Raw genomic sequence first — 20,670 nt, forward strand, 5'->3', positions numbered from 1 at the left:
AGAAACATCCACCACCATCAACTTCGCAGTCGCTGTGCTGAGATTACCTCTAACATTGCCCTTCACATCGAAGGCTTCATACTCGCCACCAGTAGCTATATAGAGCAATTGTGTACCGCTCTGATCAGATTGCTCCTGAACCTCGGTGTGCAATGCGAGTGCCGATACCGGACTTGCCGATTCATTGTCTAGCGCCAGTTCTCCAGTAGGCTGACCGGCATAGAAATATTCCACCGGCGATACAGCCACCTCATCCAGGAACTGCTCATTGACAACCGTCACACGGGCGTAACCGAAATCACCAGATGGCATCTTCACGGTAATTTTGTGGGATGCGATCACGTCAATGTCATTGGCCAGTAGACCATCGACATAAACTTTTGTCGTGGGGTTAAAGCCATAACCGAAAATATCCACCGTATTGCCGCCGGACGGTGGGCCAATCAACGGGTAAATATCGTCAACTTCCGCACGAGGCAGTACTACCAGTGCACCGATCAGTTGTCCCTTCACCTGGGCACGCGTAACAGTAACGCTCAAGGGCGCCACTGTAGATCCGGTGAAGAGCGCAGGGATCTGAATGGTAATTTCCGTATCATTCAGGGTCAGAATATCTTCTGTTGACAGGAGTTGCCCACCAATAGAAATTTCCAAATCGCCCTTAACTGAACCAAAGCCTGCACCGAATATTTTTGCACGCTCACTGCCATCAGCATGTATGTAGCGGCCCATTAATTCATCGGCCAGGGACAAACGCGAAACCTTGTCAATGCTTGGCTTAGTGCCATCGAGCATTTCCAGCTCAGTGGTATAAGCTGAGATCATCTTGCGGCCACTGAGTCCGACAATATTGTCGACACTCAAAGTCAGCTCACCAGCCCCAATCACACCTTCTCCCGGTAGAGTCAAAACTACTTTACCGCCGGTGATAGTGTTGATTGCTTCCAGTTGTAGCTCTGCCGACCACTCAGCATCAACACTATCTTTCAAGCTGATATCACTCAGCGAAACAGCATCGGTATTGATGTGATCGTTAAAGATAATTTCGACTTGTTCATGGGCAGACACTTTGGCACCACTGCCCGGTCTGATATCGGCAACTGTCAGGTTACCGGAGCTTACTCGAGTCAGGCCTTGGCTATCGCCAAACATGACACCGCCATCGAGCACAGACAGTACTGTATTGGCCTCAACGCTCTGCCAGTAGCTAGTCTGGTAGTGTCCATCCTGATCGGCCTGCAGCATCAGGTACTCTCGATCAGTGGTTAGCAAAATTTGCCCCTGCTGTACCAGTAAGGACACGCTGTAAATATCTTCACTCACACCTCGATCAATGGTCTGCACGTGGTATTGCGATCCGTCTTTTGGATCGTCAAATACCGCGAGCATCAATTGTTGACCGCGAGCAAATACTACGTAGAGCTTTTCATTCCAAAAACTGACCTGAACAGGTTTCCCCTCTAGGTCGCCTTCACTAAAGACAAGTGTGGCGTAGCCTTCGGGTTGTGTGAATGTTGGAGTAGCCACATCAAAGAATCGGATAAAGCCATCGCCAAGTTCACTGGCAGCAGCAACAGCCAATACATTGGAAGCGCGATCCAAAGCAACGTCGTTAGCGGAATACCCTGTCAAGGCAACACTTTGCACTGCAAAGGGTGCTGTCTTATCGGCGATATCAACGATAGTAAGTCCGCTCTCGCCATTTGCCAGGTATGCAAGCTGATCGTGAAGCTCTAAACCAAATACCGGCGCGCTGAGACGCAGATAGCCCAGGCGATCAACATTATCCACCACATGAGTATCTAAAATATCCAGACCGTAACGCATGGTATAAGGACCATCGATACCGTCCCGTACGCCGATAAACAAGGTCTCGCCTTGAGCCTGCATCGCGCCCATTACCATGGGCGGATAGTTGGGAAGATCTGCCTGGTGGCCTAAGTCGTAAACATAAACATACTGCCCTACCAGAACTTCTTCGCCATCCATCACCATGTAGACATCAAACAGTAAATCGTTGTTGTCCAACAGGTTGGAATTAACAATGCCTGGCACACGGAATTCAAACTCCTGAGGCGATACAACATTGTCAAACAGATTCAAGCTGTAGGTAATTTCATCAATCTGCTGGGTAGAAAGCTCGTAGTTATTCTTCGAGCGCATCAGCACTTTCGCACCAGGCAGCATTACATTGGCACTGGAAGAAATTTTCAGCCTTGCGCCACCGGAGGCAGGACCAGACTCTTCACTCAAGGTAAAGCGAGTATCGCTGTCTAGTGTATCGGCTAAATAAATAGCACCCAGGTAACTGTCTGTAAATTCTCCTGACTCCACTCTCAGACTGTACATACCCGCATCAATAGGCAGCTGTCCGATAGATACAGTGGAAACGGTTAAGGTCTCACTATCCATCCAGGTATAGGGCACCTGGAAATTATCCACATACACTTTGACATTAGTGCTATCGAAACCAGAGCCTTTTATTGTTACCACATCGTCGCTATTGCGATGGAAAGCTCCCCCTGACACCGTGTCAATCTGCGGGCGCATAGTTGCGGCATCTGCCACACCGAAGATCACATTGAACGGTGCCCACAGGCTTCCACCACGTAGGTTATCAGCACTGAGCACACTCAACTGATAGCGCTCACCGGCGACCTTGTTAAAACTGACCTCAAACTCAAGATTGCCGTTACTTTGCTCACCAACAGGGGTAACAGTAACCGATTCCTGAGATTGATCGGACAACCGGGTAACTACCACAGCGCCGGAAATTGAGAGAGAGTCAGCGGCCATAGATTCGTTGAAAGTGACCGTGACATTTTCATTGGGCAATACGAATCCGCCGCGTTCAACAGAACTTTGCACCACGATAGCACCAGGAAGTTCAAGCGTGGTCAAACCAGATTCACCTGAGGCGGCTACCAATCTTTCCTTGTAGTAGCTGAGTGCTTCGATACGCTCGCGGTTACCGGCTGAAATCAATTGCGGCTTAAGAGGCTCAGAGATGTCATAAACCAAGACACCGCCATAGTAACCTGAAACAAACAGGGTCGAACCAAAGACATCGACGTTATAGGGCGTGATGGCATTGGACTGAATATTTTCATTAATGGCGATATGGGCACGTTCCTCAGGATAGGACTTGTGCAAAATAATCACACCGCCGTCATTCAAGGCCACAATCAAGTAGTCACCAAAGCTGGCAATGTCCATGACATTGTGGTCGAAGGCATATTCACGGGTTAACGCTGAATCAAACAGATGTTGCGCCATGATTTTACTGGACCCCGAGTCATACGGTTTCCCAGCAGTCAACGTCGAGAAGTTAATGCACTCATCGCCCGTGAGCCATTGATGACCCCGGTAATCACCACCGGCATAAAGCCACTGATCATCGCGATAGAATCCGTAGGCGCCTTGCAGATCAAATTTTGGCTCCAACGTGATGGGATCACTGTAATCCCCCCAATAGGCCAGCTTCAATGCACTCTCTGCAGTTTTAGAATCGTCATGTTCACAGGCAGATACCAGTTTCAAATCCGCTACCCCTTTACCAGCAATTGCATAAAGTGCGTTACCAGACTTGATAAAACGGGTAATTAACTCATCCTTTTCAAATGCGGTGGTCAACAATTGCAGACCGTTCTGATCATCCACATTGAGTCGCGCCACACCATCTAGACCATTGGCTACATAGAGTCGCTTGCGCTCGACCAGATTTTGCGCATCCTGGCCTTCTTTCTCTGCCAAGAGCTTAATTTGTAGAGAATCAAGGCTGCTGGGAACGACCTGATCGCTAAGCGAATCAAGCAATTCCTGCTCTTCTACAGTGCGAAACTCGAGACGACTCAATCGCAGGTAGAGCGGAAGATCTCTATAGACACTATCTGCCGTAGGACCAGACACTAACGCTGGAGCACCACCAACCAACAGAGGGTTGGCCGCTTCCTGAATATCAAAACTTGCTGCACGATTCGATTCCGGCAAGATTTCATTTTGATAATTAATGGTGTCATAGGTATTAAAGAAGTACCCACCGCTGGTGAGTGCTACACCAGTGGAGTAATCAATCTCGATATCTGTTGGCGCAACCGTATCGGCCTTGGTTTGCCCCAAAAGCTTCATACCGTAGCCGAAACCATTTTCTTTCGACAGCTCCGATTTTTCACCATAACGGTTAACTGCACGCAGAGTATGTCGTCCAGAAATACCCGCGGGAGTGATTACCCGCATTAGCTCAGAAGATAATATTTCAACATCCCTGGCCGGGGCATCGCCAATAAATACCTGGGTGCCATCCATGACAGTATTTCCAGGCTCGAAACCACTGCCGATGATTGTCAGAACGGTGCCGCCTTTTACCGGCCCCCACATCGGATTACTCTCGGCAATTGTAATAGGTGCATCAACTACCACAGCACCGCGAATACTGGCGTACTGAGTGACAGTGCCCTGACTGACTTCAACGTGAACATCCAGCAAACCAGGCGTACTGATTGCAGGCACATTGATGTACAAAATCGCTACACGGGCATCATTGGGATCAGGCTGAATACTTTCAATCTCGGCTTCATAACTACCTACGTAAACCCTCAATTGATCAACATTTTCCACCAAGCCAATACCGGAGAGCGTGAGTATTTGCGGCTCATTGATCCGTATACGACGGGGAACAACACTATCAAGCCTTACAATCTGTTCTTCAGCTTCACGGTAAACAAAATTCAGGGCTACATCGCGTGCTAATTCATAGAGCACAGTGTGTACACCGCCGGTAAGCTGTTTAACGTTAGCCAGCCCTTTACGTGCGGTGACAAAGATTTGAGCACCATTATCCAATTGTCCGGAATTAGTCAGCGTGAGAATGGCATCGTTATTAATGATCTCAGTACTGAAATCCAGGCGTTGGTAATTAGCATCTCTGATATCAAAGTAATTGAGATTATCGGGCCACTGATCAATTGCTTTGTTAAAGCGCAGGCGGATTTTTCTCTCGTTATTGCTATCGAGAGAAACAATGCTATCCACAGGGTCGACACTGTGGATTTTCAATACCGCATCGGGGAAGACCTGAATAACCCGTGCCAAGCTATCGGTGTGATAACCAATACCCACAACGCCGTAGGGTGTAGCGATGGCTTGATCCAGGTAATAGCTCTGGTTAACGCCAAAGCCATCTATTATTAGGGGATTAGCTGCATCGCTAATATCAATAGCGCTGATACCATCGCGTCCACGTACCGCATAAAGCATATGGCCTTGGACGGCGATATCATAAACACTACCCAAGCTAGTAATACGTTGTCGAATTTCCGGGTTGGTTCTATCGCTTAGGTCAATTACTAAAAGACCCTGCTCACCCGCTGCAGCATAGATGATACCGTCTTTATACAATAGCTTGGATGCCTGCTGCTCAATACGCCCAACCACTGTAAGACCGGCGCCGGTACGCTCGACTATAGCTATACTGCCTTCAGCATCGTTGGGTTCGAGTTTGAGCTGAGCAAAATTAAAGTTGCCACTAGCCAGCGCATAAGCTTCTGCACCTTCACTACTAGCAACGCCAGTATCAAGGGCTATGACATCAATAACATTATCATTTCTAGCCCCTGCACCATTGCTGTCAACTGCAAGGGTTTCGGCTAAATAAAGCTTGGTATGCAAATGGGCATCGAGTAAACCAAGGCCCGTCTCCCCAAGTGCCATCGCAACCTTTTTATTCACCGCTTCAATACCGCGGGCAAAATCAGCGGGCAACTCCATCTCGTTAACGATAGTGGTTTCAGTGATATCATAATCATCGAATGAAATCACAAACAGCCTTGCCGTGCCCTCATCAGTATGGCCGCTGGAATCCTTTTTAGCCGCGCTGACAAATACGCGATCATTACCCTGTTCGAAATAACTGTCGATACCGAGGGCATGGTAATCATTGGGTAGCTCTACTTGAGCCAACACACGATCATCAAGCCCATCATCGTTAAAATCAATTAACTCTAATAGATCTTCAGGGTCGAGCTGACTTTGTTCACCATTCTGGCCGCCAGTCCATGTTGAAGCGTCGATATTGTAAACCACCACACCTGTGGAGCCTTGTGCCGCAAATAAGTAGCGGCCACTAGGATCAAGTACCGCATCATTAATACGGTCGAAATCTTCTGCATCTAGTGCTATTTCTGATTGATTAGGTTGCAAATATTCATAAACGTCGTGGAGTACGCCTACTTTGCCATCGGCCAGTTCAACCTGAATATCAATTTTGCCTATGCGCCCGGACGGCATCATCAAATCTAAGGTGTTGCTGTCAACAACCTGTATCGCTTGCGGATCAAGTAAGACGCCACCAACCGTTACCCTCAAGGTATCTGACTGGCCGTAGAAGCCAAAACCTTCGAGGCGGACTCTATTGCCACCTCCAGCAGGACCGTTATTTGGGGTAACTCCCACTAAAGTCAAAGGCTCTATATAGCGAATAGCAGCAATTCTCTCTGCTTTAAACCCCCGAGAATCAGTAACACTCAATGTCGCCGGTCCGGCTGTATTGGCCGGTGCCTGAATGCGATAAGTGGTTATATCACCAGACGTTTCACTGCTGATTTTGACCGCTGCTTTTCCTGAGATTGTGAATTGCGGATCTACAGCTTCTTTCAAACTGACATCGATCTGCCCTCCATTGATACTCACCGAGCTTGGGGAAATATCAATTATTTCAATCGGTAACCCTGAACCTACTGTAGTAAAGGCAACCGTAGCATTAACCAGCCCCTGGGTGCGACGGCTATCACGTACATCGCTTACCTCAATGCGGTATGACGTGTTCTGGACCAAAGGCTGTGTCGGTGTAATAACAACTTTCTTCGGCTCAGTTTGGTCAATAGCGGCACTAAAGTCTTTTTCAATACCTTGGGCAGAACCGTCCTCTTCGATTAGCTTAAGATAAGTTTCAAGGTGGGATTGCTCAGTCTCTCCGTCCGGGATTGCCAAGGTCCTATTGAACGTAAGCGTTAAAGCCGTATCCGTGGAGACATACTGGTCACCGGCTTGAGGTTGCGTATCTACTAAGTCGAGGGTCAGTAAATCACTCAAAGTTAAACGGGAATTATAGGTGTTTGAACCAAAGCCGTTTTCTACGGTCAGCAAAATGCCATCGTCGCTCAGCAAGGTATGTTTATTACTAGAGCGCTCTGGCATACCCTCGAATGAACTACAACTGTTGCTGATTACATCAAGTAAATAGATATTGTCTGCTCGACTAACATCAAAAATCGGCCAGTAGTTATCACACTCTTCTTTCGTCTGATAACTAAGGTGACTTACTGCAAGTGTTCCTTGCGCCATCAAACTATAGTTATCACCACGCAGATCAAATCCATTAGCAGACCAATTACCCAGATTGATCAGGTTATCGCTATTAGTTTGGGTCCACAGTGCCAGGCTCTGTTGCTGTTTAGCCGTAACGATATCATTGGTCAGCGTGTTATCAGTAAAGGGGTCATGGCCATATTGAGCAATCTGAGCAATTGTAGGCTCCGTAAGGTCGAATATAACCCTCGCATAACTGTGACCACTAAAGCCATTAGTTTGTTGTATCCAGTGTAATTGCGAATTGCGCAGTGAGAGATCAAAAATTCTGGGTTGCTCAACATTCCCATTAATCACTACATCTTTAACACGAGCCACCATTTGTGGAGCCGTGGGCACACTGATATCGAATAATGCTATACCTTCATAACGAGAGGCGACAATCAAGAAATTATCACGGCCCAAAATAAAACTGGGGGCATCCACGAAAGGCATGGGCAACTGCGCGATAATTCCGCGGTCTTTCTCAGCTACAGTAGCTGGATCACGGGTTTCTCGATCATAAATAAACAGCCAGCTTTTATCTTCGTAATCAGTTTCTACATTGGGGAAATGTTCACCGATAACACTCACATAGACGTGGGTATCACTGAGCCAGAAACCGCGAGCAGTGACATCCTGTGGCAGGTTGTAATAACCCAACTGATGCATTGGAGCGGCAGTTGACAGATCGCTTCGATCATAATTGATCAGGCTCAGCCATGCTGGTGCGAGAGAAGACTGTATCTGGTCGCGGCTAAATACTGCCTCACGCGCCAGCGAGCTGTCTTTTGCATCACCCAGCACATAAATCAACTGGCGAGAGCTGTCGACGAAAAGATCGATAATATTACCTGGTGGTAGGATACCCGGGTCGGGAATATTTTTGCCAGATGTAGAGGCGGTCGGTATCTGACGATCGAAAGACAGCTGGCCGTAAAACAGTGCTCGCGGTAGTATCGCCACCTCACCTCGCTCGTCTTCAATTTCCAGATCCACAAAACCTCGATAGGTACCGAAATCTGCGGTGGTCCAACTCATCCGTTCAGCGCTATGAAGCACCAAACGGTCGCCGTCAACGCTGTCACTTACCAACTGGTCACGGCTACCTGACGGATAGGCTCGAAGGGTAATCTCAGGATTAAAGCCGTAGCCAATAATATCTACCTGATTATTTTCACCTCGCTGGGAAGCATCCACGACTCCAGGCGTGACAAATGAAAGCTGTAATTGATCGATATAAGTAAATACACCAATAGTATTCGTAGAAAGTCCAGCATCATTGATTATTGTAAGCGCAGCAGGGCCTGCATAGTTGGGCACAGTACGCGCTATAATTTTCTCGTGAGGATCTTCGGTAGTTGGCGCTTCAACGGCAAGTACATTAATCAGCTGACCGCCAAGATAGACCTGTGGCGTGTTACCCAGATGTTCTCCACGAATAACCACCTGCGTTCCACCAGCAATATCTCCAGCATTCGGAGTAATGGAGTGGTAGATGGGAGCCTGTGTACCAGCAATGGAAACCGTTGAAAATTCAAACTGGTAATTATTTACCAGAGCATAGCCAGTCAATGGCTGTAAGCCTTCCTTCACTTCAACAATATAAGTGCTGTCTTGGGCAAGTTCGCCATTGGGCACCAATTCTACAATGCGATGGTGAGGCTGACTGTTGCGAGAGGCAAAACTAAATGTAAATTCGCTACTTACATCTTCACCCATAATTACTTCGGCACCAGCCTGGGTAAAGCCTTTGTAAACCGCAAAATAATTATCAAGCGCAACCGCAGGGTCCAGCGCAGCTGACAATTCCACTTCTATTTTAGCGGTGTCCGTGCTGATTTGAATGCTATCAGCTGCCGGTGAATGACTAATTACTGTCAGCTCGGGGAAATCTATGGCCTGTAGACCTTCTTGCCCTCCGGCAGTATGTAATTGACCTCGAGCAACGAGTAAGTCCCTGCCTCCAGGTAACATTTCACTGGCAGGACGATGGGTAACAACAGGCACGGTAAAATCATCACCACTGCCTATGGCAGCTACGTCAATAATTTCAATAATACCGTCAGTCGCTGTGCCCTCCTCATCAACATAATAAACATTGGCGTAAACCTTATTGCCAACAATAGATACGTCAAAGACCCCGGCGTTATTTCTGTCACCGCGGCTAGGTGTCAAATCCAAAGAAGTCTGCACCACAGGACTCAAGGGGTTGGTAACATCAATCGCAGTAACCTCTGCTCCTGTTGCACCAAGAGAATTGTGAGCGAGATTTGCCACCCAGAGCTGGTTGCCCTGCTTGGCCATACGGTTTGCGATACCAAAGGTATCGGCACGCCCCACAATAGGCATTGCAGGGTCGGTAATATCAACGACTACTACACCTTCAAGGCCTGCAGCGATATAAGCATAATCACCATCCACCAGCACATCGCGGGCTTCGCCATTGGGCTTAATATAAGCCACACGGTAAGGGGCACTAAGGTCACTAATATCAACAACCTGCACTCCACCGCGTCCGTTAGCAATAAAGGCAAGATTATCTTTGCGGGCAACACCTAATGCTTCTGGATAAGGCAAACTGAAACGGCTACTGAGCATATAAGGTAAGCCAAACTCGCCTGCTTCATTGCGCTTGTTAAACAGCAGTAGCTCAGCACCTTCCTCTTCGTAAACGGCACCAGTATCGGAATTACTGGCAATCGTTTGACGCAATTTACTGACATACGCAGATTGCTCATCGCATTCAATTAAACATGGCGAACTAGATTTAGAGGCTAAAACAAAATCACCGTCGGCATGTATATCAGTAATAGTACCCCGGAAAATTTCGGCTGCGCCGTTTAATAGTGAAGAGAAAATATAACGTTTGCCATCACTTGTGGCATCGGTTTCATCTTCCGCATCGGCAAGGAAAATCCCAGTATAACCTGTGTATGGTGCTGCCCAAGGATTAGAGGTAATACCCTCCGGTAAGAACGGACTGTGCACAGACCAGGCACCTACCATCGCCCCTTCACGGGTATCACTTTGATAACTTTGTACCGATGAGAAATAGACCGATTCATTCAAGGAAAGAGGCAGAGAAGTGGCCGACCAAAAACGTCTTTCCGCAATAGGCAGACCAATCTCATGTAAAGTTTCTTCACTCACCTCATGGCTTTGGGTTTTAACTGTGGTAACCACTCGCACTCGCTCGTTACGTGCGGTTGTACGCTGCAAGATACTGCCTTCGGTGATTTTCGCCCAGTAGATGTAGTAGTGATTATCCGGTTCGCTCAATGGCAAGGTCGCGGTGCTTTCATCGCGGCTGTCATCTCTAAACAGGTTTGTTTCGAATTGAGCCAATACCGCGTATTCACCAGTTACTGTCTGGTATTCTCGATACCATGTCTGGGTAACACTGCGTTCAGATTCATCGCCTATATCCTCAATGCTAACCGCACTGAGCACCGTTTCTGCGGTGGTAAGAATTTCCCGATTAAAGGGGTTCAATACTCGCAGCTTAGGCCGCACCGTATCTTCAATTTTGCCGATGCGCACAACCTGCGAAGAAGCACTGTGTCCAGCGATATCGTAAGCTACTGCCTGCACTAAAAACCCACTGAGCCCGGCCGGTGGATAAATTACTGCATGGTAAATAGAGTCTTGCCCAAAAGCACTGCCGGTTTCATTGTAAGGGTTGTATAGAGTGGACATAGGCTGGGAGTTTACATAAACCACTACACGGTCTATGCCCTGCTCTCCCAGATCGTCAATAGCCTCTACAAACACTTCAATAGGTTCACCGTCGATAATCACCGACTCATCATTGGCCGGTTGCACGATAGTGACTTCAGGTGGTAAGTCTTCCACCACCTCCAGCACTTGAGTTAAATCCGAAAGCGCACCTTGATACCCGTCTACGTCTGTAGCTTTGGCCTTCAGTTTTACTTGAGCACCCACCTGTTGTGGGGCGCGTAAAACAAACTGGAATGGTGAGGCACCATCCTGGCTGTGTAATTGATAATCGTCCGTATTATTTTCGCCTAAACCGACGGCCTGATAAAGGCTGGCCATTTCCACACCGGCTTCATCATCACTGGCAATCACTTCAACCAAAACTTCTCTACCTTGGGTAACAGAGTTCTGATCAACCAGCTGGTTGCCCTTTCGATCAAGGATACGGATACCATTGACAATAGGTGGAGCGTTTCGCCTGAGAGTTACCGGCAATGTTTCCGTACTTACATTACCCGCTCCATCAAAAGCGGAGACTAAAAGCTGAAGGTCAATTTCGCTGTCATTTGCAGCTTCAACACCGAGGTAGGTTTCAAGTGTGCCCAGCGCCAGTACTCCCGCGTAGGGAGCACTCATCAGGTACTGATCGTTAATGATCTCACTGGTTTCCAGAACATTGTTTCCGTTGCGATCAGCCCCCAAGGCTACTCGCACGTAATTAACTTTTACATTGTCTTGAGCATTGACACTGAAAGGTAAGGCACGTTTCTCCACTACGGATGCACCACTGAGAGGTGCATCAATCACTAATTCTGGGGATGTTGTATCCTGCAATACATGAATACTTACGGGTTTTACCGTGCTGATTACACGGGGTTCGCCTTCTAAACGGTATTCGGTCACCGTTGCATTTAGGGAAATATCTTTTCCAGCTTGGCCATAAGGCAGGTCGAGAATGAACTCAAAAGGAGCACGCGAATCAGAAAAACTCTTATCACCGGTGATAAGGCCATTGGCGTTAAGAACTACTCGCTCAATGCCTACATCATCGATAGCATTGACCTGAACCAATACCTTTTCGCCTTCAATTCGCTCATCCCCATCAGTAGGCAAGGCGATGCTGATAATCGGCGGCTGGTCCTCTACCACATTGACCGTAATAGTTTCTTCAGCCTGATGCACATCGAGATCACCATAAGTGGCACCATAGGTATCCATGGCTTCCACAGTAATAGTTACGCGGTTGTCGTCATTAAGCTGATAGTCAGGCAATGTAACGACAAAGTTGTAAGGCGCTTCGTTGAGTTTGACATTTGTCAATTCAACATTATTGGCATTGCGGGCAATTAACCGTACTTGCTGGATACCCACATCATCAAAAGCGGTGACCTGAATCGGAATCTGATTGTTTTCCACCACATTGTCACCGTCGAGCGGTTTGACAATATCCACCACTGGACGCTCATCTTCTCGAATTCGGTATTTTACTTCTCGTATGTTTTCAAGGCCCTGAGCATCCTGCACGATAACCTTCAACCAAATATCGAACTCTGGATTATCCTCCAGTCTTTGATCCGCGAACTTAGTGGCAATATCACCAAGCCGGTCTACGGCAATACGAGTTTTATAAATCGGCGTATCAATATTGACCGTAGTAACTGCCTCATGATCCTTATCAGCAATCGACTGATTACGTTTTACCGGATCGCCGTAGGGAAGTTTTATATATTCCCCATCATCTTTACGGGCACCATAAGTGGCAAATAGGGCGATGCTATCTACCTTGACATTGTCGTAGCCCCGGTAGTGCACATCGAACATGGCTGCTTCAATCGGCGAATAGGAAGCCTCCGGCTCTGTAACCAACACTTCTGGATAAATGGTATCAGCCACACCTATCACTGAGATCTGATGCGTACCAACTGCTCCGTCGGAATCAGTAACTTTGGCCACTAAAGAAACACGTCCATCCACACCAATCAGGCTAGATGGGAATTTAAGTTGCCAAGTCGAATTTATGCTATTTGGAGCTTCATCATAGGCGAAATTTCTCGCTACTAATTGCCCATATTTTTGTTCAAACTCATCATAAATTGAATTAAAGGCCTGCTCTCTTGCTTCCGGATTTCCACCCTGATGACTAACACTTCCACGAGAATAGCTGCTAACTTCAATGTTGTTAGCATAAAACGCTACCGAAGATTCAGGCAGAGGACGATCATCAGCCTGCACAATTCCTACAGCAAGAGTAAAGGTGCCTGCAACAATAGACTGGTTGTCTGCCGGTGAGGTAATCCGAACTGCCGGAGTAACGTTTTGTTGTGGGTGTACTATAAAGCGGCGTACTGTTTGCTGGTCCAGGCTGTCAGTTACAATAGATTCATATTCAGTGGGTACACCAGAGTCAAATACATGGCTAACAGTAACACTGTCTCGCAATACATGATTGCTGGGGCAGGCCTGACTGTAGACCTTTTCATAAATTACCGAACGCTCCCCAGTAGGTAATACCTGTACGAACTGATAGGACTTTAATCCTGCGTCATCCCCAAGATCCAATTCAAAGACCATAGAGGAATTAGGACGCACCCAAAATTCGCCGAAGCTCAATTGCTCTCGGTTTTCAATCGCACGCCCACCAGAGGTGAATTCTGTCAATTGGGCAGTAGGCACTTCATTAGTATCTACCAGTAACACGCGACGGTCGCTGTGCGTGTTGCCCATTGCATCCTCTACAAGCACAGAAAGCTCGAAGTCACTACCGGGGTTAAAGTAAGTCGGGACATCATAAACCAGACGGTAGACAGACGTTCCTACAGCCCCACCAATTGTACGGACAACCTGTCCGTTGATTAGCAGTGACGCGCGCTTGATGTATTCACTATTATCTGTAGCAGTAAAGTCCACTTCAAGGCGCTGGGCTGGCACCACAGTTTCGCCAACGACTGGAGATTCTATTTCAACCTCCGGTGCGATAGTGTCTTCAGCGTGAGCGCGCAATGCCAGAGGTATAATTGTTTGTGGACCGCGCTCGTCTGAGAATCTATCAGCCGCTAAACCAAAAATTAATGTCGCCTCGATTTCCCGGGCATCAGGCACTAAGAGAAGGCTGCCAAACTCCGTTTCAAACGCGGTATTACCGTCGGTGTTGCCAACTATGTTGCTGGAATGATAGCGCCTCCCAACAGCAATATAACTTTGACCGTCATTGCTGCCATCATCATTCAGGTAAGTAGAAATCCGAAATGCATCTGTAGTAACACTACGATTTTTTCCAGATGCAGACTCATAGTTTCTACCATTTATTTGGTTATTTAGATCTACACGAATTTTTTTAACATAATTAGGCAGTATTGCAGAATCACTGGAAAATATCGGCGTAATTTCCAGGACCATAACATTCGGCGCAAGCACAGAATAGAGTGGTAATACCGCATTATCCCAGGTTGTCTCCAACACGGGCTCAATACAGGTGTCATCACTGTAACCAGTAATTTTATAAGTGACATTGATATCGGCACCAAAGTCCAATTCAAGCTTATTATCACTGTGTACGTTGGAGAAATAGTGAGTAAGCCCATGGGCTTCTATAGAATCGTCTTTTATTTCCAGCAGCACTTCACCATCGATAGCGATTTTACCGCTGACGCCCTGTGCTTCCGGGTAATCAAACTTTAAGTAGGGACGATTGTGAGCAGCATTGATGCTTACCACTTCCATACTGGGAGCACGCTCGGCAGGCTGATCCGTAGGCATCAACTGGGAGAAACTGGTATAAACCGCCAAGAAGTCAAGCTCTGAGTCATGAGCAATATAATCATCACCAAGACTAAACTGATGGAAGCCGGCTCCACCACGCAACCAGTCGGTAGCAGGGAAGTCCTTCACCCCCACTAACGGCGGCTGGTCAGGTAGGATACGCAGTACGTGGGTTGTTACTGCCTCGTTACCAGCGGTATCTATCACTTCCATTACCAGACTTACCGACATTCCTTCCACCGGAATATCTGTAAACTGAGACAGGTCTAATATTATTGTGTCGGTATCAGGAGAGCGTCCAACTGTCAGGTTACGCACATTCAATGCGGAGCCTGTAGCAAGAGGTGATGCCTCACTACCGGCTACATAAAGGTTGTAGCTTTCAATACCCAAATCATCACTGAGCTCAGCTATAACAGGTACCTTCTGTCGCTCCACTAGATCTTTTACTGGGCTTAAAAAGTTTACTTCTGGTTTATTAGTATCGGCCTTAATGGTGAGGCTCTGTGTATTGGAATCAGTTTTATTAACACCTTTATCAGCTGCTCTAATTAAGAACTTAAATGTCTCACCAGTCCGTGAAAACAAGGATTGATCGACAACCACCTTACCTTCAAAATTAGTGTAAAACCGCTCAGCGGCAATGATTGTGCCAACTGTAATAGGATCAGGAACTTCTATACTTTCAATTCGATCCTTTCGTATCAGGTTTTCCCAACTGAGGGCTATTTCCTCACCATCTTCAGCAATCAATACCGGCATCAGCTCGCTGATATAAAAGTTATCGTTGGCCTCACCCTTAACTTCAAAACTATAACTAGGCAAAACAGACAATGGCTGATCAGGCTTCTCCATTGTCACAAAAGGAGCTTCCTCATCATCAAGGATATCTAACTCCACAATTTCGGTAGTGGTTAAGCTGGTATTATCAGTAGCCCTGACACCAAGCTCCCAAGGCTCGCTGGCATTGAGGTTAGGTACCCGGGTATTTACGCTGAAAGTGTGACCATCAATAACATTGATATTTTGAAGCACCTGCCCGCTATAATTTTCCAGGATTACTTCTGTGTCGCCCTGTTTTGCGTAGAAATCAATGTTAGTAAGCTGCTTATCATCTTCAATAAATGCGACAATAGAGAATTGCTCACCTTCGTACAGCCTTGAGCCAGAAGCTGGTGTACGTATTATTACCCGTGGTGGCTGTTCAGCCTCCACGTCATAGGTAAATACCTCGACTGCCTGATTAGAAAACTCATCAGTCAAGCTTATCTCCACTGCCACTTCAGTGGTATCAGACGCAACCGTGTAAGAAAAGCCCAAAGTCTCGACCTTACCGTCAACTGTGGGTGTAGTAACAGACTGGCCGTTGATTTTTACAGAAGCACTTTGCAAGTAAGAGTTGTCACGAGCTGTTGCATCAAAGCTAATGTTGCTTCCTTCGTATAAAGCCTGCCCAATAGTTGGACTATTGATAATCGCTACAGGGGGCTTTTCGTCTTTACTGATCAAGACTTGCTTAACTAAGCTTTCGGACGCTTGGTTAAGACTGTCGTAAGCGGTGATCGTTAATACCAACGTTTGCTCAACATTGGAGAGATCAAGACTAGCCAGGTCGACTGTAAACCCTGCATCTACTAAGGCGCTTTTAACAGCATCGTTAGTATCTTTGGGCAGCGCTTGTCCCGGCAGATCAAACTCGACTTCTACCCGGTCAACTGTCTTATCATCTTCAGCAAATACATTCATATTGATTTTGTCGCGCACATAATATAATGCACTATCAAAATCAACTTGCTTAATAATAGGCTTGCTATCGGGAATTACTCGGAATGTAACCACCGTTTCACTTTTATTGCCCACCTCATCCAGCGCTGTCACCGAAACGACGTAATCGTCGAAATCAGAACTTTGATTGGCTAAAAACGCTGGAATGTTGGCAATTCGGAATGCACTGAAACCATTAAAACCACCAGATACTGCCTCAGGCCTAAAGCTATCGCCAGAGACTATGTCAGTATCTTTACCGGTTAATATTAAACGCTCTCCTTCGAGCCGGAAGCCCCTCAGCTCAAGTTCGGTGACAGCGACATTATCATAGCCTGTTACTTTAAAGACCACCTCAGTTTGCTCAGAAACAGTAGCAACTGCTTGCTGACCATCAAGGCTTTCCAGTGCTGGGGACACTACATTAATAACGGGGCGTTCTTCATCTTGCCCCAAGGTCACCTGAACGGCCTGACTAACTGCAGATTGTTCAATAGTATCAAAAGCCACTGCGTGGATATTTAACTGGCGCTCGCCGTGCTCCACAATGGGCGTCTCATAAACAACTGAGAAAGGCGCCTTTGTATCGGTACCCACAAAAACCTCATCAACATAGAAATCTACTTTTTCTACATTGATGTCGTCACTTGCTGATGCTCGCAACTCCATTGGTAAACCGGATACAAAGGAGGCGCCCTCAGTAGGGTGAGAGATAGCAACCGTAGGTGATTGGTCTGCTTTTACAGGAATACGCAAATTCTGTGAGAAACCGATGTCCAGGTGATAATCTATTGCCCGGGCCTCAATATCCAGTGTTTCTCCTAACAATTCACTGGGGACAAAGTAAGTAAAGTCTTGCTGTACACTTGCAGCGGAAATATCCACATCCGTGCCGACACCACTTTCTCGGTGGAAAAAAGAGTCGACTCGCTCGTTATTTACATATACTTCGATGGTAGTGCCGGCATTCAAGGTATCATCGGTCACTTCAACACGAATAGGCAGCTCGTTTTCGACGGTAGCAATACTACCCACTACAGGCGCGATAACCCTAACACTAGGTTCTTGATTGGCAACAATCCGAATTAGCTTTGAGGGCGAATTCTCACTGTTATTGTAAACATGGATTTTCGCAGTAACAGAAGCCGATGTCTCTTCAACAGCAATATCTTTAATATCACCTTCGGCGCTCCATATTTCATAGAGCACTTTCTCTCTTGTAAAACCAATTAGCTCCTCTCGAATCTCAAAACCTGCAAATAAACTTTCTGCAACTTTCAAGTCGTCGGAGAAGAATTCGATTCGCTCAATACCCGAGCGCACATCGCCAAACAGTTCCGATAAGATCCCAAGACGATGGGAAATCTGATAGCGTATACGGCTTTTTTCTACAAATCGCTGGTTGTTTACGGGGTATTCGAATTCATAGGCAGGAATATTACCTTTATACTCCTTTGAGACCGTCACGGATTGAGATTGACTGATTCCTTTTTGACCGACCGTATCAATAGCCTCAGCGTACAGGGTTAACATTTGCCCAGTCATAGACTCATTAATCGGCAAAGTAATCTCGTACGGAGCAGCCTCCCTTTCCCCAAGTACAGATCCATTTAGATAGAAACGAACACCCTCTACACCAACATCATCCTCAACCGCCGCTTTAACAATCAGGGAGTCTCCAACATTGATTTGCGAAGGTAAATTAAGCTCTACATTCGGCACTGCATCTTTTGCTGTAATATTGAGTTCTAATGAAATCTCTGGAAGGTCTTTGAGCCTAATTTCAATAGAAGCAGGGGCGTCTTCGGGAATAACGGCCTGCGACTTGATGGTTTTGCGAAAACCATCCACGATAATGATATCTTTTAGATCATCACTAATAACGGTTTGAAGTGCTAATTGCTGGCCAATATCAGCCTCAGAACCATCATTAAAGACGGCAAGAAATTCCGGTAGACCCACGGGGGTATTGAGAGCCTGTAGCGCTAGCGGCTGCCCTTCAGCAATATCTTTAGGTTTCAGACCAACAATTTCTTTGTCATAGTTCACCTCAACCGGAACGGTGAGAGGATCCAGGTCGCGGTAACTCACCGATATTGTGACTAACTCACCGTCTGTTTCTTGTAGAGGATAAACTACCCCTCCAGGTGTTACCGCAACCAAGTCCGGATGGGAGGAACTGTAATTAACTCCGGTACCCACACCTGGCATAGGCACCAACCCTCTGAACTCAAAGTTCACGGTAGGTACCACAACAGCTGTCTCTAGAGCATTACTAAAGATGATATTCTCCGGTACCGCAGAAATACTGAGTACCTGCTCCTCAATCGATTCCCCTGTGAAGGCTATTTTTGAAAAGCTTGCTTGATTTCCAAAGGCATCTACTGCGTAAACATCAGCCAACACCAAGGCATCTCGCGCAATTTCTGCATCATTAAGAACCCCCTCTAAAGGTAAAGAGAGAGTAAAAACTGATTGATTGTCAGCTATGGGGTATACGCGCTCGACCCCATCAGTTTGTGCAAAAGCGCTCTGTTTAGCCTTATTGACAATTCCACCAGCATTACGCAAATCTGATGCGCGTATACCTGACACTGAAAAGCCGATATAACTGATATCAGTATCATCAGAGGCAACAACGGATGTAACGAGATACTGCCCCTGTAAAGTTGATTCAATAGCAACTTCATGAAACTGAAGGTTCGGACGAGCATCTTCGCTTATGAATTGTTCTTGATACGTAAATTCTGTACCGTCAATCAAAGTTACAGAAACAGTTGGATTTAGGCTTTGCGTCCCAGATAACTCAATGGGAAACTGACAACCAAGCGGTGACTGCGCATTAGGGTTAGCATCACTGGCAGTTAGTGAAAAACTCTGCCCCTCAGAACTATATTGTAGTTCTGCCAGCTGACTACAGTTATCTACAGCCAGAGTATAGGAAGCAACTCCCTGACTTGAAAGGCTCTTATTACTACGTAAATCTAAAGTTGGCTGAGCACTCGACGCTGCAAAACTTATCGATGCCAATGCTAAAATAAAAGCAACTGACATGATCCAGCGTCCCTTTCCTACCTTACCCATCGAAAGTCTTCCCTTCCACAACCAACTATTTTTCAATCAGTTTTCAGGCTGCTTAATATTTTTGCATCCAACTATTAGCAAAAAATATTTAAACAACAAGTCAAATCTAAAACATCAACGGCCTATAGCCGCCCCACTAATCCTGCACGAATGTCACAAGTTGTAACAAACCAAAATAAGTAAAAAGCAAAAATCATTTATTGCCTTTCGGGGCGAGGCACCTTACCCGAAATAAAAAAGTATTGATACTGCTTAAGCGCCAATTTTCCCTAACAAATTCCCTCATAAATTCGCCTGAGCTTTGAAAAATTGCGGAAATTTTCTTCAACTCGTAAGTAGTCAAGCGGATAGTATCCATTCAATCCTGTAAATAGAGACGTTATGCACACGCTAGCCTTCAGCACATAAAATACACAAGCGAAGATTAATTTAAATCAAGTTGGGACTGACTTTATGGTTGACACAAACAAAAATACAAACCGCAAAGAGGTTTTCGAAAGTCTGCTGCACATAATAGGGGATTCATGCACTACTTTTTAGTCACAAGGTTTCGCGCTTTCAGAAGACAAAAATAAGCACTACTGATTAAATTTAAATCAACAGCTCAAAAACCAAACAACCAGCAGGGAAAATATGCCATCGTGAAAGTCAATTACTCCCGAAGTTGGCAGAAAAAAATTACTCGCAAGAACTGATGTTAGAAAATGACGAGTGAGCCCTCGCTTACCTCAATTACAAAATGAAAACACTAGAAGTTTTAGCAGGGCCTCATCGATTGACTTTTAGTTAAATTTGAAAAGGAATAGGAAATAAAAGCTTTTCAATAAATATACCGATGAGATTATCGTCCTCCCTTATACCCATCGCCTATTTTTCAAGCTAAAGAAAAAGTCGGAATCACATGAATAACAACACTGAGCGAACATCATTCAGTAGAATTGTGACGTAGTTAACACTGGGGGCGTGTAGCTATCGCAGTCTTGAACATGTACCGAATAA

General features: G+C 46.3%; 1 protein-coding gene (running past one end of the window). It reads right to left on the reverse strand.

What is annotated here, in order from left to right; translation table 11 throughout:
* Positions 1-19,671, reverse strand: partial view of an Ig-like domain-containing protein gene (locus ACJJIZ_RS15870; RefSeq protein WP_444914067.1) — the 5' portion only. Its footprint begins 18,597 nt before the window's first position; only the first 19,671 of its 38,268 coding nucleotides appear in the window; its start codon is at positions 19,669-19,671; the stop codon falls past the left edge of the window.
* Positions 19,672-20,670: the final 999 nt, after the last annotated feature.

The organism is Microbulbifer maximicatervae (SeqCode) (assembly GCF_052467225.1).